Genomic DNA, 23,065 nt, shown 5'->3' with positions numbered 1-23,065 from the left:
TCGCGACATGAGGGGTGTTGTTCGTTACGGTCCCACCTGGCAAGGCGTCATCATGAGCACGAGTCGGGGCGTGATCAGGGTGTTTGTGCATGGGTGGGGTGGGGTTGTCTCGGGGCTCGTCGGGCTCGCGCTGGTCGCCGGCGTGGCTCCTGCGGTCGCCGCGCCGGGGGCGGAGACTCCTCGGCGGGAGTTGATCTATCCGGGTGGGGCCGGCTACCCCCGGGTCATCCGGCTCTCGCACAGTGGGCCGGCCAACGGGCGGGTCCTCGCCACCGTCGGCAGTGTCTCCAACGGGAACAGCGTGGGGATCATTCTCGAGAGCACCGACGGCGGCACGTCGTTCCAGCAGGTCGGCACCGTTTCCGATCCTGAAGGTGCGGCGGGCAGGGGGATGTGTTGCGGCACCCTCTTCGAGCTGCCTCGGGCCGTCGGCGCCATGCCGGAGGGGACGCTGCGCCGGGCGACCACGGCCGGGTACAAGGTGCCCGAGGGGCAGCGGCACACGAAACAACGGCTTTGGCAGAGTCGTGATCTCGGCCGAACATGGTCCTTCCTCTCGGACATCGCCACCTCGCCCAACCAGTACAACGCCTGGGAGCCAGAGCTCTCCGTCGCAACGGACGGGCAGCTCGTCGTGCATTGGGCCGACGAGTCGGACAAGCCCGACCACGACCAGAAGATCGTTCAGGTGCGGTCCGAGGACGGCATCCACTGGACCGACCAGCGGGACACCGTGAAGAACGGCGACTTCTTCGTCCGGCCGGGGATGCCGGGGGTGCGCCAGCTGAGCGACGGGACCTACTTCATGGTCTACGAGGTCTGCAACCTCGACGAGCCGCTCTGCAGCGCCTACTTCCGCACCTCGACCGACGGGTGGGACTACGGCGACCCGCTGGATCTCGGGGCGGGCATCCGCACGGCGGACGGAAAGTACCCGCGGCACACGCCGACCATCACGGTGAGCCCGGACGGCGCGATCCTGCTCGCCGGCGAGATGCTGGTGAACGCCGACGGGAGCCACGCGCCGGGCAACGGCAGGACGCTCCTGGTGAACGAGGACAACGGCGAGGGGCCGTGGCGGGAGACTCCGGCACCCGTCGACGTTCCCGACCCGAACAACGAGGCCTGCCGCAACTTCAGCCCGTCGATCCTGGCATCCGAGGACGGGACCGAGGTGCTGCACGTCGCCACCGACACCGTGGACGGCGTGTGCAAGGCGTTCTTCGCGACCGGGCCCGTTCCGCGCCCGAGCTGACTCGTGTCACCATTGCGGTGACACGAGAGGAGCCGGCCATGCGCGCACCACGCCCCCTCGCCTCGGTGCTCAATCTCGTCGACCGGTTCGAGGCCCGCGGTGTCTACGTCCCCGGCGAGGACAACAAGGCGATCTCCCCCTGGCGAGACTTCGGTTGGCTGATCGCCACCTGGCTCGTCACGCTCGCGGTCTTCATCCTCTTCTTCGCGTTGGCGGCGTGAGGAAGTAAACGATCAACGTGGCGCCGATCACTTTCGGTGTCCCAGTAGTCACAGCTCGGCCACGGCACGACACCAGGTCCGCTTCTTCGGCCCTTCGTCCGCTGCCGCACCGGAATAGTGCATTCAGACGTACACCCTCGCCCAGGAAGGGGCCTCTCGGTGCTGATCGCCAGACTTGCGGTCGCGGCCTGCGCACTGCTGGTTCTGGTCGGATGCGGGATCGGCCATTCCACCGAAGCCGTCCAGTCGAAGCCGACTTCGACGCCCACCGCCGCGGCCGAACGCTCGGACTACCGCGCGTCCGACGGCATGCGCAAGTCACTCGGCGACGGTGTCCTGCTGACCGTGTCGCCACCCAAGTCGTTCACCCCCACCGACACCGCCTACCCGCGCGTCCCCCGCGCGGTCGCGTTCGAGATGGTCGTCGACAACGGCAGCACAGTCCCCTTCCGGCCGGCCCAGCTGACCTTCGTCGCGCTCGTGGAGGGCCGGCAGGCCGAGCAGGTGATCGACTCGACCCAGGGCTACATCGGCGTCTCCGGCACCACCGACGAGGTGCCGCCCGACGAAAGCCTGCGCTTCGCGGTCGCGTTCGCGGTGCCCGAGCACACCTGCGCGGTGCAGGTGTCGGTCCGCCCGGACGGCGCGGACTCCGTGGCCATCGGGCTCTACGACGGCGCTGTCTGACCCACCGGCTAACGTCACCGACATGACCGATCAGAAACGGCTCTCCGAGGGCGATCCGGCCCCCGACCTCCGCCTTCCGGACAGCAACGGCGACGAGGTCTCGCTCGCCGACCTCCGCGGCCAGCACGTGGTGGTCTACTTCTACCCCGCCGCCGGCACGCCCGGCTGCACCAAGCAGGCCTGCGACTTCCGGGACAACCTGGCCGAGCTGAACGACGCCGGCTTCACCGTGCTCGGCGTGTCCCCGGACAAGCCTGCCAAGCTCGCCAAGTTCGCCGCCGACGAGGGGCTCACCTTCCCGCTGCTGTCGGACGAGAGCCGCGAGGTGCTCGTCGAGTGGGGTGCGTTCGGCGAGAAGCAGAACTACGGCCGGACGATCACCGGCGTGATCCGGTCCACGTTCGTCGTCGATCCCGAGGGCAAGATCGCCAAGGCCATGTACAACGTGCGAGCGGCTGGTCACGTAGCGAAGCTGCGCAAGGATATCGGCGTCTGAAAATAACGAATCGGGCCCGATAAGCACCGCGCGACAACGTGCCGCGGGTCTGGTTCGTACGCCACGGGCGTGCGGGAAGTTGTCGTCCGACCAGGTCAACTTCGCCGATTCCAGCGGCGTATTGACGGCATGCGCACTTTCCCGCTCCGTGGCGTTCGCTGGCTCGCGGTGGTCCTGCCCCTGGGGCTGATCGTCGGCTGCGGCGCCCGTCCGGTGGATACGAGCGCGCCCCCGGGGCCGCCCATCCAGATCGCACCGCAGTCGAGCGCCAGCCTGCCGCCGACGCCGATGCCGAAGAACCCGCCCACCGAACCGAAGGTCGAGCGGAGGGGGGACAAGCGCCCGGAGGCGATCGACGCCAGGCTCCTCGCCGAGGCGGCGGCGGAGGTGGAGCCGAACACGACGCTCGGCGCGTTCGTGTTCGACCGGACCACCGGCACGACGCCGCTCGCGTACAACGCCGACCGGCCGTTCCGGTCCGCGTCGCTGGTGAAGCTGCTGATCGCGATCGACGCGCTGGAGAACGGCGCGGACGCCGAGGACCGCGAGCGGATCGCCCGGATGCTGTCGCTCTCGGACGACGACCTCGCGAGCATGTTCTGGGTCAAGGACGGCGGGGTCGGCATGGTGGCGCGGACCGCCGCCGAGCTCGGCCTCGGCGGCGTACGGCCGCCGGAGGTGCCCGGCCAGTGGGGCGAGGTCGTGGTGACGCCGCGGGACGTCGCGGCGATCTACCGGCACGTGCTGGCGATGCCGCCGGAGGACCAGGCGCTGATCGTCAAGTCGCTCGGGCGGGCGACGCCGTACGCCGCGGACGGGTTCGACCAGTACTTCGGCATCCCGACCGGGCTCAAGGCCCAGTGGGCGATCAAGCAGGGCTGGGGCAACAACGACGAGGCGATGGTGCTGCACAGCACCGGCCTGGTCGGCCCCGACTTCCGGTACGTCGTCGTGCTGCTCACCGAGCACCCGCTCGGCTCCGGCTGGCAGACCTCCGCGCAGTCGGTGACCGCGGCCGCCATGGCGATGACCGGCCGGCTGCCAGGGATCTAGGCCATGTCTCGCGGATCTTGGATCGTGGTATTCGCGCCCAGCTGCCCCCTGGCCGCGTTGTCGGAAGGCCCGAATACAACCCGGTATGCGCGACCTTCCGCCGCCTTGCCAGGAGCCAGCTGGATCACGAATCCCATAGACCAAGATCCACGAGACAAGTCTAGCCCGGCGCCAGCTCGTCGATGATCTTGGTGAGGGCCGCGCGGAGCACCCGGCGTTCCTCGTCCGTCAGGGAGTCGGTGATGCGTTGCTCCAGGCGGGCGCGGCCCGTCTCGATGGGGTCGCGGACCGCGCGGGCGTGGTCGGTCAGGTAGAGGCGGACCAGGCGGGCGTCGGACTCGTCGCGGCGGCGGGTCAGCAGGCCCGCGGCGGCCATCCGGCTCGCCGACTTGACCACGGTCGGCGTCGCGACGCCCAGGCGGGCGGCGAGCTCCCCCGGCGTGCGGCCGTCGGTCTCCCACAGCACCTCGAGCACGAGATTCTGTCCCACCCGCACGCCGTAGCGGCTCATCGCCTCGTCGGTCTCGGCACGCAGCAGCTTGTGCGCGCGGGTGAACAGCCGCAGGAGCTCGGTCATTCGGCGAGCGTAGAGCGACCCGGCTTGCCAGCATTTCGTTAGCCGGCTAACGTAGTCGATAGCCGGCTAACGAAAGGGCAGGGATGGAACTCAGCTTCGGGCTCAAGACGCCGCCGGTACACACGACCTACGACGAGATCCTGCGGGTCTGGCAGGAAGCCGACACCGTGCCGGCCATCGAGCACGCCTGGCTCTGGGACCACTTCGTGCCACTGTTCGGCGACCCGGCCGGGCCGATCCTCGAGGGCTGGACGCTGCTCGCCGCACTCGCCGCCCGCACCGAACGGCTCGGGCTGGGCCTGATGGTCAGCGCCAACATGGCCCGGCCGCCGGCCGTGCTGGGCAAGATGGCGGCCACCGTCGACGCGATCTCCGGCGGGCGGCTGGTGTTCGGCATCGGCGTCGGCGGGACCGCGCTGGACCGGCCGCACCAGGACCTGGTGCTGCGCGAGTACCACGGCTACGGCCTGCCGCTCGTGTCACCGGACGAGGGCATCGCCCGGCTGGCCGAGACGTGCTCACTCGTCCGTCGCATGTGGACCGGCGAACCGTTCTCCGGCGAGGCCGTGTGTGTGCCGGCCCGCCAGCTGCCGATCCTCATCGGCGGCTGGGGGCGGCGGACGCTGCGCGTGGTGGCCGAGCACGCGGACATCTGGAACGTGCCGGGCCCGCCGCACAACGCCATCACCTATCTCGCCGAGCGGAGCAGGATCCTCGACGAGCACTGCGCGGCGATGGGCCGCGACCCGCGGGAGATCACCCGCTCGACCCAGGTCATCGTGTCCTACGACGACCCGGCGGCGACCCGGGCCGTGCTGCACGAGCTGACCGGGATCGGCTTCTCCCACCTCGTCCTGAACCTCGCCGCGCCTTACCCCCAGGGCGTCGCCCGGTGGTTGGCGGAGGAGATCGTCGAGCCGGTGCTACTCGGACAGGGCGCGCAGGTGCGGCAGTAGCTGGGCGAGCGCGCGGCCCCGGTGCGAGACCGCGTCCTTCTCCGCCGACGGCAGCTCGGCCGACGTGCGCGTCCCGCCATCCGGGACGAAGATCGGGTCGTAGCCGAAACCGTTGGTGCCGCGTGGTTTCCGCGCGATCGTGCCCGGCCACTCGCCGCGCACGACCACCTCGGTGCCGTCCGGGTGGACCAGCGCCGACGCGCACACGAACGCCGCCGTGAGGCGCTCGTCCGGGACGTCGGCGAGCTGCTCGAGCACGAGCGACAGGTTCGCCATGTCGTCCTTGGCGCTGCCGGCCCATCGCGCGGACAGCACGCCGGGCATGCCGTTCAGCGCGTCGACCGCGATGCCGGAGTCGTCGGCGACGGTCGGCAGCCCCGTGGCCGCCACCGCGTCCCTGGCCTTCGCGACGGCGTTCTCCTCGAACGTCGCGCCGGTCTCCGGGGCCTCGGGAAACGCCGGCACGTCGGCGAGGCCGACGACCTCGAGCCCGGCGCCGTCGAGAATGCGGCGCAGCTCCTCGAGCTTCTTCGCGTTCCTGCTCGCCACCAGGAGCCTGGTCACGAACGGACCGCCTTCGGCTCGGGCAGCGCGCCCGGGTACGGCTCGGCGAGCACGGCGGCCTGCTTGGCGTTGATGTCCGCGCAGCCGGCGAGTGCGATGTCGAGCATCTTGTCCAAAGTGGACCGGGTGAACGTCGCGCCCTCGCCGGTGCCCTGGACCTCGATGATCGTGCCGGCGTCGGTGGCGACCACGTTCATGTCGACCTCGGCCCGCGCGTCCTCCTCGTACGGCAGGTCCAGCCGCACCCGGCCGTCGACCACACCGACACTGATCGCGGACACCGCGCAGGACAGCGGCTGCGGGTCGGCGAGCCGGCCGGCCGCACCCAGCCAGGTGACCGCGTCGGCGAGCGCCACGAAGCCGCCGGTGATCGCGGCGGTCCGGGTGCCGCCGTCCGCCTGGATCACGTCGCAGTCGATCATGATCGTGTTCTCGCCCAACGCCGTCAGGTCGATGCACGCGCGCAGCGACCGGCCGATCAGCCGGCTGATCTCGTGCGTCCGCCCGCCGACCCGGCCCTTCACCGACTCGCGGTCGCCCCGGGTGTTGGTCGCGGACGGCAGCATCGCGTACTCGGCGGTGACCCAGCCGAGGCCGGAACCCTTGCGCCAGCGCGGCACCCCATCGGTCACGCTCGCCGCGCACAACACCCGGGTCTTGCCGAACTCGACCAGCACCGAGCCGGCCGGCCATTCCTGGTACCCGCGGGTGAGCTTGATGTCCCTGAGCTGGTCGTCGTTCCTGCCATCGCTTCGCGCCACCGGGCAACCCTACGACTGTGGCGAAGGTCTCCAGGCGCCCACCCGAACGACCATCACTTCCGATTGACCGAAGCGCCTCGACGGAGGAGAGTTCATCACATGATGAAATTGCGGAGGGGGACATGGCGGGGAAGACCAGACACCGAGGATTGACCCTGCTTCGGGTCGCCGTCGTGCTCGCGCTGTTGCTTGTCGCGGTGCTGACACTGCGCGACAAGCTGCCGGGCGTCGGCGACGTGACCACCGCGCTGACCAACGCCGACGTGAGCTGGCTCGCCGTCGCCGCGGCCGCGGAAATGATCTCCATGGGCATGTTCGCCCGCCAGCAACGCCGACTCCTCACCGCCTTCGGTGTCACGATGCCACGACACCGCGCCCTCGCGCTCGCGTTCAGCCGCTCCGCCATCGCGATCAGCCTGCCCGCGGGCACGGCCGTCTCCGCCGCGTACGCGTTCAAGCAGTTCCGCACCGACGGCGCGAGCCGGCGCACGGCCGCCACCGTGATGGTTCTCTCCGGACTCCTGTCGGTCGCCGCGCTGGCGTTGCTCTACGCGACCGGCGCGCTCGCCACCGCCGCGGTGAGGCTCGGCGCGGCTTGGCACGACCACCCCGCGATGACCCGGGTCTCCGCTGTGCTCACGGTCGGTCTGCTGATCTTCGTCGGCATGGTCGCGTGGCAGTCCAGCTGGCAGCTCCAGTCGGGCCGGCCGCGCCCGCACGTCGGCCCGCTCGCCCGGATCGCGCCGCGCGGGCCGCGGGTGGCCGCCGCGCTGCGGCCGGTGGCCGACGCGGTCACCAGCTCGCGCGCGGTGCCGGGCCGGCACTGGGGCCTCGCGCTCGGCGCCGCGCTCGCCAACTGGCTCACCGACCTGCTCTGCCTCTACGCCGCGGCGCGCGCGTTCCACCTGCCGCTCGACATCGTGACGCTCGGCGCGATCTACCTGACCGTCCAGATCGTCCGGCAGATCCCGCTCACCCCGGGCGGCATCGGCGTGATCGAGATCAGCCTGCTCGCCGGGCTCGTGTCGGCCGGCGCGGGCGAGGCCGCGGCGGCCGCGACCGTGCTGGTCTACCGGCTGCTGTCGTGCTGGCTGATCATCCCGGTCGGCCTGCTGGGCTGGTTGGTGCTCCGCCACCCGCCGCACGTGCGGGCCGGCTCAGACCGAGGCGGTCACCCGGTCGAGGACCTGCCCGACGTGCTCCCGCAGCTCGGCCGAGGTGGTGTCGCCGCCGGCCAGGTGCCAGAACAGCGCCTGCTGGAACACGCCGTCGAACAGCGCGTATGCCAAGCGGGACGTCACCGTGAGCGTTGACCCGGAGAGCTCCGCGTACCGCGTGACGATCCGCCAGATCATCCGCTCGAGGCTCCGGTCGATCTCCGTGACGTCCTCCTGGAACGACTTCTCGAACAGGCTCTGGTTGCGCAGGTCGTACCAGAGCCGGTGCATCGAGCCGTCCTCGCGCAGCGTCTGGGCCATCGCCGCGCCGAACCTCTCCCGCAGCCCTTCGGCGGTCCGCGAGGTGGCGACGACCTGGTCGTAGCGGGTGACGCACTCGGCCTTGTCGCGGAAGTAGTAGTGCAGCACGCCGTGCGAGAACTCCGAGTTCTGCGCGATCTCCCGCAGGCTCGTGCGGGCGTAGCCGAGCTCGGACAGGGTCAACAGCGCGGACGCGGCCAACTGCGCACGCCGCTCGGCGAACTTGTCGACCTGCCGACGCGAGATCCGGTCCTGCTTCGGGTCGACGACCTGAGACACGAAGGACATTCTAAACCGGCACGCCGGATTTCTTGACAGTTGTCCAGTTAACTCTTGACGACTGTCCAAGGATGCTCGATGCTCGGACTCCGGGCTCCCGGTCCGGACCTCGCCGGGAGTCCCCGAATGTTCTAGTGTCGCGTGATCCTGTTCCTTTGCGTCCGCTGTGGATCAACGTGGCTCCTGGCTAGGCGGAGGAAAGCCGCTCGTACTGGATGTACTTGGGCTTTTCTCCAACGCAGCCAGGGGCCGCGTTGGCCGCAGCGGCGTAAAGGTTTCAGGGTCACGCGACACTAGATCTCGTACCGCGCGCCCCGGGCCACGAGCTCGGCCGGGCCGGGGAACTCCGCGCGGGCCTCGGCGAGCACGGTGGCGCCGTCCGTCCACGGCGGCACGTGGGTGACCAGCAGCCGGCCCGCCCCCGCGGCCTTCGCGAGCCGGCCCGCCTCCACCCCCGACAGGTGCAGGTCGACCGGGCGGTCGTCGGCGTGGGTCCAGGAGCTCTCGGCGAGCACCACGTCCGCGCCCGCGGCCAGCGAGTCGAGGTCCGCGGAGACTCCCGTGTCCCCCGTGTAGACCAGCGTCCGTCCGCTGTGGACGATCCGGAAGCTGAACGCCTCGCAGGGATGCGCCGCGATGCCCGAGGTGACCTCGAAGGGTCCGATGTGGATCGTTCCGGGCGCGAGCGGGCGGAACTCGTAGATGTCGGTGAGGTCGGCGACGGCGCGTTCCGCCTCGTCCGGGGCGTAGGCCGCCGCGAACCGGGTCGGCGCCTCGCTCGGCGCGTGCACCGGCAGCCGGTGCGCGCGGGGGTCGCGCGAGGGCTCCGGGTGGTAGCGGCGCAGCACGGTGAGCGCGGAGAAGTCGGCGCAGTGGTCGGGATGCAGGTGGGAGAACAGCAGCGCGTCGAGGGCGAACGGGTCGCGCACGGCCTGCAGCTCGGCGAGCGTGCCGTTGCCGAGGTCCATACCGAGCATGAAGCCGTCGGCCTCCACCAGGTAGCCGGAGGAGGGGGAGCGTGGCCCCGGGGCGCTGCCGGAGCAGCCGAGGACGGTCAACAGCACGCCGAACAGCCTAAGGCGTGGCCGAAACGATGGCGCCGAGATCCGGACCGAGGAACCGCCGGGCCAGCCGGGCGAACGGGTCGGCCGGGCCGGTGGCGACGAGCTCGTGGCGCACGTCGTCCGGCGCGGCGCCGGACAGCATGTCGCGCTCGGTGAGCACGCGGACCACGTCCTTGGCGGTCTCCTCGGCGCTGGAGACGAGCGTGACGTCGTTGCCCATGACGATCTGCAGGACGCCGGTGAGCAGCGGGTAGTGCGTGCAGCCGAGCACGACGGTGTCCACGTCGGCCTCCTGGAGCGGCTCGAGGTAGCCCTGGGCGAGGCCGAGGACCTGCCGGCCGGAGGTGATGCCGCGCTCCACGAAGTCGACGAACCGTGGGCAGGCGGCGCTGGTGAGCGCGATGTCGGGAGCGGCGGCGAACGCGTCGTCGTAGGCGCGGGAGCGGACGGTGCCGGCGGTGCCGATGACGCCGACCCGGCCGTTGCGGGTGGTGGCCACGGCCCGGCGAACGGCCGGCACGACCACTTCGACGACCGGGATGTCGTAGCGCTCGCGAGCATCGCGCAGGCACGCGGCGGAGGCCGTGTTGCAGGCCATGACCAGCATCTTCACCCCGCCCTTGACGAGGTCGTCGGCGATGGCGAGCGCGTGCCGGCGGACCTCGGCGATGGGCAGCGGGCCGTACGGGCCGTTGGCGGTGTCGCCGACGTAGCGCAGCCGCTCGCCGGGCAGCTGGTCGGCGATCGCCCGCGCGACCGTGAGCCCGCCGACGCCGGAGTCGAAGATGCCGATGGGCGCCGTCACGCGTCGGTCGGGGTGGTCGTCGGTGTGCCGGCCGGCTGCTTGCCCCTTCGGTTGGCCATGGACACGAACCATGCGGCGAGGAGGCCGCCGAGGGCGCCGAAGAGGTGGCCCTGCCACGAGACACCCGGGTTGCCCGGCAGGACGCCGAGCAGCGTGCTCCCCCAGTAGAGGAACAGCACGACGGCGACCGCGAACTGCCTGAAGCTGCGGTTGAACAGGCCGCGGACCAGCAGGTACGCGAGCCACCCGAACGCGATGCCGGACGCGCCGACGGTGACGCCTGCGCCGCCGGTGAGCCAGACACCGATGCCGCTGGCGAGCCAGATCATGAGGGTGACCGCGACCCACTGCCCGATGCCGCCCGCCATGGCGAGGAACCCGAACACGACGATGGCCAGGGTGTTGGCGAACAGGTGCGACCAGCCGTGGTGGAGCAGCGGCGCCCAGATGATGCCGTCGAGGCCGCCGAGGGTGCGCGGCTGGATGCCGAGGTTGTCGAGGTTGGCCGGCAGGATGGCGTCGACCGCCTCGAGCAGGTAGAGCAGGGCGGTGAACGCCCCGATGACGATCGCCGCCTGCACGGGGTTGGGCGGCACGATCCGGTTCGCTGGGCCCTTGGGCTTGTCGGCCGGCTTGGCCGGGAGAGTGCTCACCCAACCGAGGTTACGTGTCCAGCCGGCGGCGCGACTCCGGACGAACCCTGAGTTCACCCCCGAGCCCGGCCGGAACGCCGGACTCGCGGGTCCCCAATGTTGGACTCGCGGGTCCTGGGCGTTGGACTCGCGGGTCCTGGGCGTTGGACTCGCGGGTTCCCAGCGTTGGACTCGCGGGTCCTGGGGGTTGGACTCGCGGGGGGTTCAGGCCCAGAGGTGGCCGTCCAGGCGTTCGGCGGCCTCGTCGAGGGAGCCGGCGTACGCGCCCGTCGACAGGTACTTCCAGCCCGCGTCGGCCACCACGAAGACCACGTCCGCGCGGGTGCCGTTGGCCGCCGCCTTCTCCGCCACCGCCAGCGCCGCGTGCAGGATCGCGCCCGTCGAGATGCCTGCGAAGATGCCCTCGGTCTCCAGCAGCTGCCTCGTCCGGCGCAGCGCGTCGTAGGAGCCGACCGAGTAGCGGGCGGTGAGCACCTCGGGGTCGTAGAGCTCCGGCACGAAGCCCTCGTCGAGGTTGCGCAGGCCGTAGACGAGCTCGCCGTAGCGCGGCTCGGCGGCGACGATCTGGATGTCCGGCTTCTGCTCGCGCAGGTACCGGCCGGCGCCGACCAGCGTGCCGGTGGTGCCGAGGCCCGCCACGAAGTGCGTGACCGTGGGGAGGTCGCGCAGGATCTCCGGGCCGGTGCCGTGGTAGTGCGCGCCCGCGTTGTTCGGGTTGCCGTACTGGTAGAGCATCACCCAGTCCGGGTTCTGCTTCGCCAGCTCCTTCGCCCGCCGCACGGCCTCGTTCGACCCGCCCGCGGCCGGCGAGTACACGATCCGCGCGCCGTAGGCCTGAAGCACCTGGCGGCGCTCCTCGGAGGTGTTCTCCGGCATCACGCAGACCAGCCCGTAGCCCTTGAGCTTGGCGGCCATCGCCAGTGAGATGCCGGTGTTGCCCGAGGTCGGTTCGAGGATGGTGGCGCCGGGCCGGAGCACGCCGTCCTCCTCGGCGGCCTGGATCATCCGCAACGCCACCCGGTCCTTGATGGACCCCGTGGGATTGCGGTCCTCGAGCTTGGCCCAAATCCGCACGTCGGCCGACGGCGACAGCCGAGGGAGACCGACCAGCGGCGTGTTGCCGAGGGCGTCGAGCAGCGAGTCGAACCGGGTCACGCTCAGCCGCCGGCGACCGCGGGGAGGATGGTCACGTTGTCGCCGTCGGCGATCGACGCTTCGAGGCCGCCGGCGAAGCGCACGTCCTCGTCGTTGACGTACACGTTCACGAAGCGGTGCAACGACCCCTCCTTCACCAGGCGCGCCTTGAGCCCACCGTGGTTGGCCTCGAGGTTGTCGATGACCTCGGCCAGGGTGGTACCGCTCGCCTCGACCGACTTCTCGCCGCCGGTGTGGGTGCGCAGAATGGTGGGGATGGAGACGATGACGGCCATGGGTTACCTCCGCTGTGTGATCCGGCTGTATTGGTAGGACGTTCGGGACGCGTCTGTATTTCAGCCGCGCTCGGCGACCTCGACGGGCTCCTCGGTGACCTCGCCGTCCTCGATGCGGTACGAGCGAAGCTCGTGCACCTCGGGGTCGCGGGTCGCGATCAGCACGTAGTGCGGGGACGGCAGCAGCGTCGCGTACTCGCCGGCGCGGGCGATGTCGGTGCGCGACGGGTACGGGTCGGTCGTGGTGTGCGAGTGGTAGATGACCACCGGCTCCTCGTCCTTGCCCGCCATCTCCCGGTACACGGCGTTCCATTCGGTGGCGTCGAACTGGTAGTACGTGGGCGAGCGGGCCGCGTTGAGCATGGGCAGGAACCGCGTGGGCTCGTCGGAGCCCTCCGGGCCGGCGAGAACGCCACACGCCTCGTCCGGGTGGTCCCGGCGAGCGTGCGCCACCATCGCGTCCACCAGGTCACGGCTGATCCGAAGCACGCGTCAATCCTACGTGGTGGGCACGATCTTCCCAGTGTGTGAGACCACTAACGCCGGTCGGCGGGCCACACGTCGCGGTAGGCCGCCAGCCCGGCCAGCGACGTCGCCGCCAGGACGCCGTGCACCACGGCCCGCGCGAAGACCTCCGCCGCCGCCGCGCACAGGTGGTCCAGGGCCGCCGCCCGGGCCACCGGGCCGAACGGCGCGTCGGCCGGGACCAGCGGGGTGGCCCGCGTGGCCACGGCGAACACCGTGTCGCCGTCGAACATCGAGTGGGCCGGGCGAACCGCCCGAGCGAGGCCGTCCTGCGCGGCCACGGCCAGCCGCCGGCACTCCGCCTTCGACAGGTCCGCGTCCACCGCGACCACGCCGATCGTCGTGTTCAGGTCCGTCGGCGCCACCGCCGGCAGCACGCCCGGCCTGCCGGGCCACGACCGGCCGAACTCCGCCGCGACCTCGTGGTCGGCGGCCCACGGCGTACCGGTGGCCGCGTCGACGGCCTCGCCCGCCGCGTTGACCGCCGCCAAGGCACCGACGGTGAACCCGTCCACCGACGCGCTCGCCGTGCCGATGCCGCCCTTCAGCGAGCCGACCTTCGCCCCGGTGCCCGCCCCCACACAGCCCTGCGCGACCGGCCCCGACGCGGCCAGCGAGCAGGCCAGGGTGCCGAACTCGGCGGTCGGCCGGTTGCCCCACGCACCGCGCGGCAGGTCGAACAGCACCGCGGCCGGGACGATCGGCACGACCTCGTGCTCCCCCGCCCCGACCCGGAACCCCTGGTTGCGCGAGCCGAGCCACCGCAGCACGCCGTCGGCCGCCGCCAGGCCGTACGCGCTGCCGCCGGACAGGCAGATGGCGTCGACCTGCTGGACCATGTTCTCCGGCAGCAGCAGATCGGTCTCCCGCGTCCCGGGCGCACCGCCCCGGCCGTCGACGGCACCGGTCGAGCCCGCCGGCAGCAGCACGACCGTGGTGCCCGTCGCCCAGCCGTCGCCGATCCGCTGGTGGTGACCCACCAGGACGCCGTCGACGTCGGTGATCGCGTTAAAGCTCATCGGGCGACAGGGCCAGCACCAGGTGCTCCTGCATCCACGTCAGCCACTGGTAGACGCCGAGGTGTGGGCTGCGCGGGTCGTCGTCTGGCAGGTCCTCCGGCATGTCGTCGGTGACGTCGAGCGTGGTGCCGAGCGCGAGCCGCACGTCGTTGACCGCCGACAGCCACGCGTCGGCCTGCTCGAGGGACAGCTTCACCGTGCCGCCGCTGGGCGGGCAGGTGTCCAGCACGACGCCCGCCACCCCCGTCTTGAGGTCGAGCAGGTCCGGCTCGTGCAGCGAGCGCAGCGCGGCCGCCGAGTCACGCTCCTCCTTGGAGGGCTCGTCGTCGCGGTCCAGCCGGTGGAAGTCGGGCAGCAGCCGGGCCAGGATCGGGTCGTCCGGCGCGGAGGTCATGCCGGTGCGGATGCCGGTCAGCTCGGCGAGCTCGTCCTGCGGGGTGGCGTCGAGCCGGGCGCGCAGCATGCCGTCGATCTGGGTGATGAGCCCGCGCAGCACGGTGGCCTCCCGCCGGTCGAGCTTGGTGGTGACCGTGTCGCCGACGCGCTCCCAGGGGATCACGACTGGTGCTGCATCGTCGCCCACAGCCCCGCCGCGTGCAGCTTCGCGACGTCGCCCTCCACCTTCTCCTTGGAGCCCGACGACACGAGCGCCCGGCCCTTGTGGTGCACGTCCAGCATCAGCTTGGTGGCCTGTTCTCGGGAGTAGCCGAACAGCTTCTGAAACACGAAGGTCACATAGGACATCAGGTTGACCGGGTCGTTCCACACGATGGTCTGCCACGGCTTGTCCTCGGCCGCGACCTCCGAGCCGATCGGCGCGGTCTGTGTCTGTTCCTGTTCCTGTTCCACAGGTGACGACATCACCGCTGGCATCCGGACCGACATGCTGTCCATGGTGGCATGTCTAGGCTCACCGTTCATGACCGGCACCAGCACCGCGCTGCTCACCGACCACTACGAGCTGACCATGCTGGCCGCCGCGCTGGCCGCCGGTACGGCGGAGCGGCGGTGCGTGTTCGAGACGTTCGCCCGCAGGCTGCCGAACGGGCGGCGCTACGGCATCGTCGGCGGCACCGCCCGGGTCGTCGACGCGATCAGCCGGTTCACCTTCGGCGACGACGAGCTGCGCGAGCTCGCCGACCGCGAGGTCGTCGACGCGGCCACGCTGGGCTGGCTCGCGGACTACCGCTTCGCCGGCGACGTCGACGGCTACCCCGAGGGCGAGCTGTACTTCCCCGGCTCGCCGCTGTGCACCGTGCGCGGCACGTTCGCCGAGGCGGTGCTGCTGGAGACGCTCGTGCTGTCGGTGCTCAACCACGACAGCGCGATCATGTCCGCCGCCGCGCGGATGGTGAGTGCCGCGAACGGCCGGCCGATCATCGAGATGGGCGGCCGGCGCACGCACGAGGCGGCCGCGGTCAGCTCGGCGCGGGCGGCGTACCTGGCGGGCTTCGCCACGACGTCCAACCTGGAGGCCGGCCGCACCTACGCCATCCCCACCGCCGGGACCTGCGCGCACGCGTTCACCCTGCTGCACGACAGCGAGCGGGACGCGTTCGCCGCACAGGTCGAGGCGCTGGGCACGGGCACGACGCTGCTGGTGGACACCTACGACATCACCGCCGGGATCGAGACCGCCATCGAGGTCGCCGGCCCGTCGCTCGGCGCGGTCCGGATCGACTCCGGTGACGTCGGCGTGCTGGCCAGGCAGGCCCGGGTGCAGCTCGACGACCTGGGCGCGCGCAACACCCGGATCGTGGTGTCCGGCGACCTCGACGAGTACGCGATCGCCGCGCTGCGGGCCGAGCCGGTCGACGCCTACGGGGTGGGCACCTCGCTCGTCACCGGGTCGGGCTCGCCGACCGCCGGGATGGTCTACAAGCTGGTCGAGGTGGACGGCCGGCCGGTGGCGAAACGCAGCTCGCACAAGGAGTCGCGGGCCGGGCGCAAGGCGGCGCTGCGCCGGCACAAGCCGACCGGCACGGCGCTGGAGGAGGTCGTGTACGTCCTCGCCGACGACCTGCCGAAGGCGGGCGAGCACGACCGGCAGCTGGTGGTGCCGCAGCTTCGTGGTGGACAACCGGTGGCCGACCTGCCCACCCTTGACCAGAGCCGGCAACGGGTGCGGGACGGGCTGGTGAGCCTGCCGTGGGAGGGGCTCAAGCTGTCCCACGGTGAGCCGGCCATTCCCACCGTCTACTCATGAGGAGCACGCAGTGGCCAACGCGCTGATCGTCGTCGACGTGCAGAACGACTTCTGTGAAGGCGGCTCGCTCGCCGTCGCGGGCGGGGCCGAGGTGGCGGCGGCCGTCACGGCGCTGCTGCACACCGGCGGCCACGACCATGTGGTGGCGACGCGGGACTACCACATCGACCCCGGTGCGCACTTCTCCGCCGAGCCCGACTTCGTCGACACGTGGCCGCCGCACTGCCGGGCGGGCACGCCGGGCGCGTCGTTCCACCCGTCGCTGGACGTCGGCGGGATCGAGGCCGTGTTCTCGAAGGGCGCGCACGCGGCGGCGTACTCGGGTTTCGAGGGATCCACCCCGGACGGCACCTCCCTGGCCGACTGGCTGCGTGCGCGTGAGGTGTCCACTGTGGACGTGGTGGGGATCGCGACCGACCACTGCGTGCGGGCCACCGCGCTGGACGCGTCCCGGGAGGGCTTCGCGACGACGGTGCTGCTGGACCTCACCGCTGGCGTGGCCGAGCCGACGGTGGCCGCGGCCCTGCGGGAGCTGACCTCCAACGCCGTCCTGCTGACCGGCACCCCGCGGGTGACCTGACCCGCCCCCGACCGCCGCGAGTTGGACTCGCGGGTCCTGAGCGTTGGACTCGCGGGTCCTGAGCGTTGGACTCGCGGGTCCTGAGCGTTGGACTCGCGGGTCCTGGGGGTTGGACTCGCGGGTGCACGGCCGCCATCGTCATCTGGCAACGCATGTACCGGAACCCTCGAGACGATGCTCGCCGGTGGCCTCATCCGAGTGTTCACACCGGACGGTGGGTCCGTCGCGGCCTCCCGCCGGTCTGTCTACCTCGGACTCGGTTAGAACGGCGCGCAGCTCACCGAGCCGACCACGATGTCACCGCTCGGCCTGGTGGCCGGTCCTTTCGGGAACAGCTTGATGTGCATGAGGTTCACCGTCATGCTGCCGTCCGGCGGCGAGGGCACGATCTTCTCGTTGAAGACGATCGTCGCCAGCGGCTTGGCGTGCGGGCGCCGGCCGGGGATCGTCACCTTGTGGTTGGGGGGCATGTTCGACGGGACCTCGACCCCGGTCAGGCCGGTGAACTGGAACGACGCCTGGGAGCCGGTCGCGGTCGTGTTGCAGGTGGCCGAGTAGCTCGTCATGCGGATCCGCGGGCCGCCGTAGGACCGAAGGCCGTCGAGGCGGAACCGGCCGCCGATGACCCTGGCGGTGGCCACGCCGTTGCTCTCGTCGCGCGTGCAGGTGGTCGACCCGCTGGCGAACTCCACGAAGTCCTCGATCTCGGCGCCGGACGTGCTGCCCGACGTGGCGTCCTCGGAGTCACACGCGGCGATCGGCTCGATCCCGGCCGGCTCGCCGTCCAGGATCAGGTTCGCCGAGCCGAGCGAGCCGGCGGAGACCGCCTCCCAGTCGGCGGCCTGTGCGGGTGTCACACCGATGAGCACCAGGCCGGCGATGGCCAGCCCTACGGTGCCGGTGCGTCTGGCGTTTCGCATGGTCATGACCACGAGGACACCCGCCCGGCGCAGCCCGCGCCAGCGTGCGAACCCGCTGCCACCCGGTCGAGGCGAATGGACAACCCGTCCGGGCGACCAGCGCCCCCAGGGTGCATGCGCAGGATTGTGGGTGGGCAGAGGTACCGTTCGGCTGTGCCGCGATCCTCCACCGAACTCCCGGGCGTGTCCGAGTTGCTGGCGACGGCGGTCGGCGCGGTGGGCGGCACCGAGCGACCCGGTCAGCTGGCCATGGCCGAGGCGGTCTCCCGCGCCATCCGCACCGGCGACCACCTCGCGGTGCAGGCCGGCACCGGCACCGGCAAGTCGCTGGCCTACCTGGTGCCGGCCCTGCTGCACGCGGTCGAGCGCGAGGCCACCGTGGTCGTGTCCACCGCCACCATCGCCCTCCAGCGCCAGCTCGTCGACCGCGACCTGCCGCGCCTGGAGAAGGCGCTCGCCGGCCCGCTCGGCCGCAAGCCCACGTTCGCCATCCTCAAGGGCCGGCGCAACTACCTGTGCCTCAACAAGCTCGACAGCGGCATGCAGGACGAGCCGGACGACGCGGCCCTCTTCGACCCGTTCGCCGTCTCCGCGCTCGGCCGCGAGGTCACCCGGCTGCGCGAGTGGGTCTCCGACACCGACACCGGCGACCGCGACGAGCTCGTGCCGGGCGTCACCGAGCACGCCTGGCGGCAGGTGTCGGTCTCCGCGCGGGAGTGCCTCGGCGCGTCCCGCTGCCCCATCGGCACCGACTGCTTCGCCGAGAAGGCCCGCGCCGAGGCGGGCCGGGCCGACCTCATCGTCACCAACCACGCGCTGCTCGCCATCGACGCGCTGCAGGGCTTCCAGGTGCTGCCCGAGCACGACCTGGTCATCGTCGACGAGGCACACGACCTGGTCGACCGGGTCACCTCGGCGGCCACCGCGGAGCTCACCTCCGCCGCCGTCGCGGCGGCCGCGCGGCGGGCCGGCCGGGTCTGCGACCAGGAGCTCGCCGACCGGCTGCTCGAGGCGGGTGACGGGTTCACGCTCATCCTCGAGGACCTGCCCGCCGGCCGGTTGGACGCGCTGCCCACGCCGCTGGCCGGCGCGCTGTCGGTCATCCGGGACGCCGCGTACGCGTGCCTCTCCGGCCTCGGCCCTGAGCGGTCGGGCGACGTCGAGGTCGCCACCGCGCGCAAGCTCGCCCAGTCCCAGCTCGACGAGGTGCACGACACCGCGGTGCGGTTGCTGCGCGCGTTCGAGGCCGACGACGCGCACCGCCGGGACGTCGTGTGGCGCACCGGCGACTCCGGGGTCGCCGCGCCGCGCCCGCCGGCGCTGCGGGCGGCCCCGCTCGCGGTGTCCGGGCTGCTGCGGGAGCGGTTGTTCGGCCAGCACACCACCGTGCTCACGTCGGCGACGCTCACCCTGGGCGGCACGTTCGACACCATGGCCCGCTCGTGGGGGCTGCCGGCCGAGCAGGGCGAGAGCGTCAAGACCGAGGGCGCGGCCACCGACAAGTCGATCGAGGGTCCGAAGTGGACCGGGCTGGACGTCGGCTCGCCGTTCGACCACGCCCGCAGCGGGATCCTCTACCTCGCAAAGCACCTGCCGCCACCGGGCCGTGACGGGCTGCCACCGTCCTATTTGAACGAGCTGGCGGAGCTGATGGAGGCGGCCGGCGGGCGCACGCTCGGGCTGTTCTCGTCCATGCGCGCGGCCAAGCAGGCCACCGAGGCGCTGCGCAAGCGGTCCGACCAGCCGATCCTGTGCCAGGGCGAGGACTCCACGGCGCTGCTGGTGCGCAAGTTCGCCGAGGACCCGGCCACATGCCTGTTCGGCACGCTGTCGCTGTGGCAGGGCGTGGACGTGCCGGGGCCGTCGCTGCAGCTCGTCGTGGTCGACCGGATCCCGTTCCCGCGGCCCGACGACCCGCTGGCGTCCGCGCGGCAGCGCGCGGTGGAGGCCCGCGGCGGCAACGGGTTCCTGTCCGTGGCCGCCACCCACGCGGCGCTGCTGCTCGCCCAGGGCACCGGCCGGCTGCTGCGCTCCACCGACGACCGGGGCGTGGTGGCCGTCCTCGACCCCCGGCTGGCCACCGCGCGCTACGGCGGTTTCCTGCGCGCGTCGCTGCCCGGCTACTGGACCACATCCGACGCGGAGGTCGTTCGGGCGGCCCTGCGCAGGCTGGACGCGGCGAACTGATCCACTATGCCCAACCTCATCTGCTCCAGGGAGACTCGCGTGTCCACTCATTCCGGTATCACCGTCGACGACGACGGCGTCCGCCGGTCGCTCGCCGACGGCACCGAGGAGTCGGTGTCCTGGGCCGACCTCGCCGAGGTGGCGATCAGGACCACCCCGGAGGGCCCGTGGAAGGAGGACGTGTTCTTCCTCCTGGTGCGCGCCGGCGGGGGCGGCTGCGCGGTGCCAGCGGGTGACCCGTCCGCCGACGACCTGATGAGCCGGCTGCAGTCGATGCCCGGCTTCGACAACGACGCGTTCGTCGAGGCCATGACCACCCCCGAGGACGGGCTTTTCGTCGTCTGGCAACGCGACCAGTAGGTTCCGGCGTATAGAACGGCGTGACGACCTGTGGGGCGGACGCCGAGCTGAGCCCGGCGATGGCGGGCTACCTGGCCCGCGGGCCGCGCCGTGCCCTGCTGGCCGTGCTGGTGACGCTTCGCCGCCGCTCGGCGGTGGCCGTCGCCCGGTCGGGGATGATCAAGCGGACCGGACCGTTGCTCAACGCGACGGACCCGTTGGAGCGCGCGGTCCACGCGACGCTGAGCGGGCCCATGGGGCCGGGCACGTTGCGCAGGCGCACGTCGGTGGACGAGGCGCTGGTGGCGTTGCGCGAGCAGCTAGTGGCCCGCGGGCTGCTCGTTCCCCGGTGGCGGCGGCTGCCGTTCCGGCGCCGCACCAGCGCGGGCTCGCGGGCGCTGCGGGAGGTGCGCCGCAGGTACCCGGTCCCGGCCGGCGACGAACCGCTGCCCGCGGTCGAGACGGGCATGGTGGTGGCCTTGTACGGGACCCTGGACCTGCCGGGCATCAGATCGTTCGCGCGGCGCGGCGGCCTGCACGACCGCTGTGCGACGGAGTCGGGCACCAGCGCGGACGGCAGCTACACGTCGGCGCCGCCCGACGCGGGCAACTGACCGGGTTACTTGTCCGGGAGCTGGGCCAGCACGGTGACCGTGCCGGGGGCGACCTCGGTGAAGCCCGCGTCCTGCACGGCCACCACGCCTCGCCGCCGCCACGCGCCGGCCGGGTCGTCACCCGGGTGCAGGGCGGCCCACAGGTCGCGCGTGGGGGTGCGGACCGCGCAGCGGTAGTCGACGCCGGCCCAGTCGGACAGGTCGCCGCCGTCGGCCTCCCAGAGAGCGGCGAGCAGCATCGTCGCGTGGCCCACCTGGGCGGCCGCCTTGCCGGCGGTCATGTCGATCACCGGGTTCAGCCACAGCGCCGCGGCCCCGGCGGGCGGCTCGCCCGGGGTGTCGGCGGGCAGGTCGCTGCCGCTGATCTGCAGCCGGCTGACCTCCTTGGGCGTCTCCACCACCCGGCCGGGTACGAGCGCCCGCGCGGACGCGCCGTCGACGGTCACGGTCACCCCGGGCAGCGACTGCACCGCTTCCCAGTGCGCGCCCCGGGCGCGGCGCGCGACCTTGCGGATCCGGCCGTCGACCCAGGACGTCAGCGCCTCGTGCCACTCGCCGTCCTCGGCGGCGGCCCGGGGGTCCAGGCAGACCGCCACCGCGGCGGCCGCGGCCGCCTCGAGCAACGCGGTCCGGGCGGGCGGTTCGGTGCGCTCGATCCGCAGCACGACGGGCATGGCGCGGACGAGCTCGGGCTCCTCGTCCGCCATGTCATGAGTGGCCTCGGCGGGCAGCCGCAGCCATTCCGCGTACCGAGCGGCCAGGGGGCCGAGGACGGTGCTCACGGGCGCATGAGATCCAGACCGTCGGCGGCGTCGGCGGCCTCCACCTCGGCCCTGGTGACGCCCAGGACGAACAGCACCACGTCGAGGTACGGGTGCGACAATGCCGTGTCGGCCACCTCGCGCAGCGCGGGCTTCGCGTTGAACGCGACCCCGAGCCCCGCGGTGGACAGCATGTCGATGTCGTTGGCACCGTCGCCGATCGCGACGCACTGGGCCAGCGGCACCTCGAACCTGGCGGCCGCCTCGCGGAGGGCGGCGGCCTTGCCGGCCCGGTCGACGATGTCGCCGAGCACCCGGCCGGTGATCTTGCCGTCGACGATCTCGAGCTCGTTCGCGACGCTGAAGTCCAGCGCCAGGTCCTCGGCCAGCCGGTCGATGATCCGGGTGAACCCGCCGGACACCACGCCGCACCGGAAGCCGAGCCGCTTCAACGTGCGAATGGTCGTGCGGGCGCCGGGCATCAGCGTGATCGAGTCGGCCACGTCGTCGAGCACCGACTCCGGCAGCCCGGCCAGCGCCGCGACCCGCCGCCGCAGCGACTGGGTGAAGTCCAGCTCGCCACGCATCGTCGCCTCGGTGATCGCCCGGACCTCGGCCTCGCAGCCGGCCCTGGCGGCCAGCATCTCGATGGCCTCGCCCTGGATCAGCGTGGAGTCGACGTCGAACACGACGAGCCGCTTCGCCCGCCGGGTGAGGCCCTCGCGCTCGACGGCGATGTCCAGCCCGACCTTGGCCGACACGTCGGCGAGCGCCGAGCGCAGGTCGGCGTCGGCCTCGCGGGTGTCCCGCACGACCGACACCCGCAGCTCGAGCCCGGTCACGGGATAGTCGGCCACCCGCCGGATCGCGTCGATGTTGGCGTCGAGCGCGGCGAGCCGGCGGGCCACCTCGGCGAACGCGCGGGCGGTGACCGGCCGGCCGAGCACCACGAGCACGTGGCTGGAGCCGAGCCGGGCCGGGGAGAGCGGGTCGGCGCCCACCTCGACCGCCACGCTCATCGCGACCGTGGCCATGGCCTGCTCGACGTCTTCCTGCAGGCCCTCCGGGTCGTGGTCGGTGCCGACGAGCACGCCGAGCACCAGCTGGCCGCGGATGACGACCTGCTCGACGTCGAGGATCTCGACCCCGTGCCTGGTGAGGACCGCGAACAGGACCGAGGAGACGCCCGGCTTGTCCGGTCCGGAGACCGTGATCAGCACCGGGGTGCTCGGCCGCGTCATCGAGACGTCACCAGGACCCGCTCAGTTCGGGTTCTTGGGGTCGCCCTTGGAGATCTCGTCCGGGTTCATGACCCCCGCGAGGACCTCGGACGGCGCGGGCGACGGCTCGCCGTTGTGCTTGCCGCTGAACGGTCCGATGTACTTGTCCGCGTTCGCCTGCTCCACCGCGTGCGGGTAGTGGAGGTCGAACGCCGGGCGCTCGGAGCGGATCCGGGGCAGCTCGGTGAAGTTGTGCCGCGGCGGCGGGGTGCTCGTGGCCCACTCCAGGGAGTTGCCGTAGCCCCACGGGTCGTCGGCGGTGGTGGTCTCGCCGTAGCGGTAGCTCTTGAACACGTTCCAGATGAACGGCAGCGTGGACGCGCCGAGGATGTAGGCGCCGATCGTGGAGATCGTG

Annotated in this window: 27 protein-coding genes and 2 pseudogenes; 12 read left to right on the top strand and 17 right to left on the bottom strand. The window is 72.0% G+C overall.

The window, feature by feature from the left end:
• The first annotated feature begins 52 nt into the window (after positions 1 to 52).
• From GEV28_RS26555 to GEV28_RS26535, 5 genes are all read left to right on the top strand, one after another.
• Entirely contained in the window at positions 53 to 1,255 is a 1,203-nt protein-coding gene (locus GEV28_RS26555) for a sialidase family protein (RefSeq protein ID WP_291414952.1), read from the top strand.
• Positions 1,256 to 1,293: 38 nt separating this feature from the next.
• Positions 1,294 to 1,476: a hypothetical protein gene (locus GEV28_RS26550; protein WP_291414951.1), complete on the top strand. Its 183-nt coding sequence runs from the start codon at positions 1,294 to 1,296 to the stop codon at positions 1,474 to 1,476.
• Between the two features lie 159 nt (positions 1,477 to 1,635).
• Complete coding sequence (locus tag GEV28_RS26545; protein WP_291414950.1) at positions 1,636 to 2,163, top strand: hypothetical protein; 528 nt, start codon at positions 1,636 to 1,638, stop codon at positions 2,161 to 2,163.
• Positions 2,164 to 2,185: 22 nt separating this feature from the next.
• Entirely contained in the window at positions 2,186 to 2,659 is a 474-nt protein-coding gene (gene bcp, locus GEV28_RS26540) for a thioredoxin-dependent thiol peroxidase (RefSeq protein WP_291414949.1), read from the top strand.
• 129 nt (positions 2,660 to 2,788) lie between these two features.
• The gene (locus GEV28_RS26535) at positions 2,789 to 3,712 is read left to right on the top strand and encodes a hypothetical protein (RefSeq protein ID WP_291414948.1); all 924 of its coding nucleotides are present in this window, start codon (positions 2,789 to 2,791) and stop codon (positions 3,710 to 3,712) included.
• Between the two features lie 160 nt (positions 3,713 to 3,872).
• Here the strand turns inward: GEV28_RS26535 and GEV28_RS26530 are convergent, their stop codons facing one another.
• Positions 3,873 to 4,289 (bottom strand): MarR family transcriptional regulator, encoded by a 417-nt coding sequence (locus GEV28_RS26530; RefSeq protein ID WP_291414947.1) that lies wholly within the window; start codon positions 4,287 to 4,289, stop codon positions 3,873 to 3,875.
• 83 nt (positions 4,290 to 4,372) lie between these two features.
• Here GEV28_RS26530 and GEV28_RS26525 point away from each other — a divergent pair, with 83 nt between their 5' ends.
• A complete protein-coding gene (locus tag GEV28_RS26525; protein ID WP_291414946.1) occupies positions 4,373 to 5,245 on the top strand; it encodes an LLM class flavin-dependent oxidoreductase in 873 nt (290 codons plus the stop codon).
• Here GEV28_RS26525 and rdgB read toward each other — a convergent pair.
• Together rdgB and rph are read right to left on the bottom strand one after the other, a co-directional pair.
• Entirely contained in the window at positions 5,213 to 5,809 is a 597-nt protein-coding gene (gene rdgB, locus GEV28_RS26520; RefSeq protein WP_291414945.1) for an RdgB/HAM1 family non-canonical purine NTP pyrophosphatase, read from the bottom strand. The genes GEV28_RS26525 and rdgB overlap by 33 nt on opposite strands.
• Complete coding sequence (gene rph, locus GEV28_RS26515; RefSeq protein WP_291414944.1) at positions 5,806 to 6,570, bottom strand: ribonuclease PH; 765 nt, start codon at positions 6,568 to 6,570, stop codon at positions 5,806 to 5,808. Before rph ends, rdgB begins: the two co-directional genes overlap by 4 nt.
• Positions 6,571 to 6,692: 122 nt before the next feature.
• Here rph and GEV28_RS26510 point away from each other — a divergent pair.
• Positions 6,693 to 7,667 (top strand): annotated as a pseudogene (locus GEV28_RS26510) (YbhN family protein); the annotation flags it as partial.
• A gap of 60 nt (positions 7,668 to 7,727) precedes the next feature.
• On the opposite strand, the gene GEV28_RS26505 reads toward GEV28_RS26510, so the two are convergent.
• The 10 genes from GEV28_RS26505 to clpS all read right to left on the bottom strand — a co-directional run bounded on the left by GEV28_RS26505 (position 7,728) and on the right by clpS (position 14,684).
• Complete coding sequence (locus GEV28_RS26505; RefSeq protein ID WP_291414943.1) at positions 7,728 to 8,336, bottom strand: TetR/AcrR family transcriptional regulator; 609 nt, start codon at positions 8,334 to 8,336, stop codon at positions 7,728 to 7,730.
• A 284-nt stretch (positions 8,337 to 8,620) separates the two neighbouring features.
• Complete coding sequence (locus GEV28_RS26500) at positions 8,621 to 9,391, bottom strand: MBL fold metallo-hydrolase (RefSeq protein WP_291414942.1); 771 nt, start codon at positions 9,389 to 9,391, stop codon at positions 8,621 to 8,623.
• Between the two features lie 10 nt (positions 9,392 to 9,401).
• Positions 9,402 to 10,196, bottom strand: a complete 795-nt coding sequence (gene murI, locus GEV28_RS26495; protein ID WP_291414941.1) for a glutamate racemase — start codon at positions 10,194 to 10,196, stop codon at positions 9,402 to 9,404.
• Positions 10,193 to 10,849: a rhomboid family intramembrane serine protease gene (locus tag GEV28_RS26490; protein ID WP_291414940.1), complete on the bottom strand. Its 657-nt coding sequence runs from the start codon at positions 10,847 to 10,849 to the stop codon at positions 10,193 to 10,195. The genes murI and GEV28_RS26490 overlap by 4 nt, the downstream gene beginning before the upstream one ends.
• A gap of 204 nt (positions 10,850 to 11,053) precedes the next feature.
• A complete protein-coding gene (locus tag GEV28_RS26485) occupies positions 11,054 to 12,004 on the bottom strand; it encodes a PLP-dependent cysteine synthase family protein (RefSeq protein WP_291414939.1) in 951 nt (316 codons plus the stop codon).
• A gap of 2 nt (positions 12,005 to 12,006) precedes the next feature.
• Positions 12,007 to 12,279 carry a MoaD/ThiS family protein gene (locus GEV28_RS26480; protein ID WP_291414938.1) on the bottom strand — a complete coding sequence of 91 codons (273 nt, stop codon included), beginning with the start codon at positions 12,277 to 12,279 and terminating at the stop codon, positions 12,007 to 12,009.
• Positions 12,280 to 12,339: 60 nt separating this feature from the next.
• Entirely contained in the window at positions 12,340 to 12,768 is a 429-nt protein-coding gene (locus GEV28_RS26475) for a M67 family metallopeptidase (protein ID WP_291414937.1), read from the bottom strand.
• Positions 12,769 to 12,815: 47 nt separating this feature from the next.
• Positions 12,816 to 13,823 (bottom strand): P1 family peptidase, encoded by a 1,008-nt coding sequence (locus GEV28_RS26470; protein WP_291414936.1) that lies wholly within the window; start codon positions 13,821 to 13,823, stop codon positions 12,816 to 12,818.
• Positions 13,813 to 14,382, bottom strand: coding sequence for a DUF2017 domain-containing protein (locus tag GEV28_RS26465; protein ID WP_291414935.1), 570 nt, complete (start codon positions 14,380 to 14,382; stop codon positions 13,813 to 13,815). Before GEV28_RS26465 ends, GEV28_RS26470 begins: the two co-directional genes overlap by 11 nt.
• Positions 14,379 to 14,684: an ATP-dependent Clp protease adapter ClpS gene (clpS, locus tag GEV28_RS26460; protein WP_291414960.1), complete on the bottom strand. Its 306-nt coding sequence runs from the start codon at positions 14,682 to 14,684 to the stop codon at positions 14,379 to 14,381. The genes GEV28_RS26465 and clpS overlap by 4 nt, the downstream gene beginning before the upstream one ends.
• Before the next feature lie 58 nt (positions 14,685 to 14,742).
• Between clpS and GEV28_RS26455 the strand changes: the two genes are divergently transcribed.
• Together GEV28_RS26455 and GEV28_RS26450 are read left to right on the top strand one after the other, a co-directional pair.
• Positions 14,743 to 16,029 (top strand): nicotinate phosphoribosyltransferase, encoded by a 1,287-nt coding sequence (locus tag GEV28_RS26455; protein ID WP_291414934.1) that lies wholly within the window; start codon positions 14,743 to 14,745, stop codon positions 16,027 to 16,029.
• Between the two features lie 10 nt (positions 16,030 to 16,039).
• Positions 16,040 to 16,609 carry an isochorismatase family protein gene (locus GEV28_RS26450; protein WP_291414933.1) on the top strand — a complete coding sequence of 190 codons (570 nt, stop codon included), beginning with the start codon at positions 16,040 to 16,042 and terminating at the stop codon, positions 16,607 to 16,609.
• Positions 16,610 to 16,869: 260 nt separating this feature from the next.
• Here the strand turns inward: GEV28_RS26450 and GEV28_RS26445 are convergent, their stop codons facing one another.
• Complete coding sequence (locus tag GEV28_RS26445; protein WP_291414932.1) at positions 16,870 to 17,529, bottom strand: choice-of-anchor P family protein; 660 nt, start codon at positions 17,527 to 17,529, stop codon at positions 16,870 to 16,872.
• A gap of 153 nt (positions 17,530 to 17,682) precedes the next feature.
• Here GEV28_RS26445 and GEV28_RS26440 point away from each other — a divergent pair, with 153 nt between their 5' ends.
• From GEV28_RS26440 to GEV28_RS26430, 3 genes are read left to right on the top strand one after another with little or no spacing between them, the layout of a single operon-like run.
• Positions 17,683 to 19,716 (top strand): ATP-dependent DNA helicase, encoded by a 2,034-nt coding sequence (locus GEV28_RS26440; protein WP_291414931.1) that lies wholly within the window; start codon positions 17,683 to 17,685, stop codon positions 19,714 to 19,716.
• 39 nt (positions 19,717 to 19,755) lie between these two features.
• Positions 19,756 to 20,076 (top strand): hypothetical protein, encoded by a 321-nt coding sequence (locus GEV28_RS26435; protein WP_291414930.1) that lies wholly within the window; start codon positions 19,756 to 19,758, stop codon positions 20,074 to 20,076.
• 20 nt (positions 20,077 to 20,096) lie between these two features.
• Positions 20,097 to 20,669, top strand: coding sequence for a TIGR04222 domain-containing membrane protein (locus GEV28_RS26430; RefSeq protein ID WP_291414929.1), 573 nt, complete (start codon positions 20,097 to 20,099; stop codon positions 20,667 to 20,669).
• A gap of 5 nt (positions 20,670 to 20,674) precedes the next feature.
• Here the strand turns inward: GEV28_RS26430 and GEV28_RS26425 are convergent, their stop codons facing one another.
• The 3 genes and pseudogenes from GEV28_RS26425 to GEV28_RS26415 all read right to left on the bottom strand — a co-directional run.
• On the bottom strand, positions 20,675 to 21,451 hold the full coding sequence (locus GEV28_RS26425) for a peptidyl-tRNA hydrolase (RefSeq protein WP_291414928.1): 777 nt from the start codon (positions 21,449 to 21,451) through the stop codon (positions 20,675 to 20,677).
• Positions 21,448 to 22,671: a phosphoserine phosphatase SerB gene (gene serB, locus GEV28_RS26420; protein WP_291414927.1), complete on the bottom strand. Its 1,224-nt coding sequence runs from the start codon at positions 22,669 to 22,671 to the stop codon at positions 21,448 to 21,450. Before serB ends, GEV28_RS26425 begins: the two co-directional genes overlap by 4 nt.
• A 21-nt stretch (positions 22,672 to 22,692) precedes the next feature.
• A pseudogene (locus GEV28_RS26415) lies at positions 22,693 to 23,065 on the bottom strand (cytochrome ubiquinol oxidase subunit I); the annotation flags it as partial.

This window comes from Actinophytocola sp., assembly GCF_009379765.1.
Classification (GTDB): Bacteria; Actinomycetota; Actinomycetes; order Mycobacteriales; family Pseudonocardiaceae; genus Actinophytocola.
The sequence above is the reverse complement of the archived record's forward strand: the minus strand, read 5'-3'. Positions and strand labels throughout refer to the sequence as shown.

Coding starts and splice junctions, on each gene's coding strand:
- GEV28_RS26555 (WP_291414952.1), top strand. CDS start 53: ATGAGCACGAGTCGGGGCGTGATCAGGGTGTTTGTGCATGGGTGGGGT.
- GEV28_RS26550 (WP_291414951.1), top strand. CDS start 1,294: ATGCGCGCACCACGCCCCCTCGCCTCGGTGCTCAATCTCGTCGACCGG.
- bcp (WP_291414949.1), top strand. CDS start 2,186: ATGACCGATCAGAAACGGCTCTCCGAGGGCGATCCGGCCCCCGACCTC.
- GEV28_RS26535 (WP_291414948.1), top strand. CDS start 2,789: ATGCGCACTTTCCCGCTCCGTGGCGTTCGCTGGCTCGCGGTGGTCCTG.
- GEV28_RS26530 (WP_291414947.1), bottom strand. CDS start 4,289: ATGACCGAGCTCCTGCGGCTGTTCACCCGCGCGCACAAGCTGCTGCGT.
- GEV28_RS26525 (WP_291414946.1), top strand. CDS start 4,373: ATGGAACTCAGCTTCGGGCTCAAGACGCCGCCGGTACACACGACCTAC.
- GEV28_RS26505 (WP_291414943.1), bottom strand. CDS start 8,336: ATGTCCTTCGTGTCTCAGGTCGTCGACCCGAAGCAGGACCGGATCTCG.
- GEV28_RS26480 (WP_291414938.1), bottom strand. CDS start 12,279: ATGGCCGTCATCGTCTCCATCCCCACCATTCTGCGCACCCACACCGGC.
- GEV28_RS26470 (WP_291414936.1), bottom strand. CDS start 13,823: ATGAGCTTTAACGCGATCACCGACGTCGACGGCGTCCTGGTGGGTCAC.
- clpS (WP_291414960.1), bottom strand. CDS start 14,684: ATGTCGTCACCTGTGGAACAGGAACAGGAACAGACACAGACCGCGCCG.
- GEV28_RS26455 (WP_291414934.1), top strand. CDS start 14,743: ATGACCGGCACCAGCACCGCGCTGCTCACCGACCACTACGAGCTGACC.
- GEV28_RS26445 (WP_291414932.1), bottom strand. CDS start 17,529: ATGCGAAACGCCAGACGCACCGGCACCGTAGGGCTGGCCATCGCCGGC.
- serB (WP_291414927.1), bottom strand. CDS start 22,671: ATGACGCGGCCGAGCACCCCGGTGCTGATCACGGTCTCCGGACCGGAC.